The organism is Candidatus Symbiothrix dinenymphae (assembly GCF_001431085.1).
The window spans coordinates 1-507 of sequence record NZ_BBRU01000326.1; the positions used below are offsets into that span (position 1 = coordinate 1).

1 protein-coding gene is annotated in these 507 nt (G+C 36.1%); it reads right to left on the minus strand.

Features of this window, described 5'->3' with window-relative positions; genetic code table 11:
- Positions 1–103: 103 nt before the first annotated feature.
- Entirely contained in the window at positions 104–343 is a 240-nt protein-coding gene (locus ASC50_RS03980) for a hypothetical protein (RefSeq protein ID WP_055432417.1), read from the minus strand.
- Positions 344–507: the final 164 nt, after the last annotated feature.

Here is a 507-nt window from a genome sequence, read left to right on the forward strand (position 1 = left end):
CATACAAACATCGCACCGGCAATCGATTTCCGGTATGCCGGTGGATGTTCCTGTGCCTAAAAAACGAATTTTCATAAAATCTTATATGTTGTTTTTTGTGAGTTCATTTTATAATTCTATATCCTCCTGTTTTTAAGGAACCAATGTATTCTATTAGATTATTGTCTTTCAAAATTTTCAAATAACGCTCCACCGTTGTCTTACTCTTTCCTATAAATATTATTATATCAGTTCTTTTTATTAACGGATTGTTTTTTATATGGTCATATAATTCATGCACCTCTTTTTTAACGCTTTCATTTATAGCCTCATTTTCTGCATTTATAGCTTCACTTTTTCTCATAAGGCAGCTGCCGAGTAGAGACGTGGCGCGCCACGTCTCTACATGTCTTGATAAATATCAGCCTATGTTTCATGCTTTTAAATCACTCCTTGTGCCATCATCGCGCGTGCCACTTTCATAAAACCTGCTATGTTTGCGCCTTTCACGTAGTTGATGTAGCCGTT

What these genes read in the sequence shown, in the direction of transcription:
- ASC50_RS03980 (WP_055432417.1), bottom strand. Translation starts at nt 343, where the DNA reads ATGAGAAAAAGTGAAGCTATAAATGCAGAAAATGAGGCTATAAATGAA.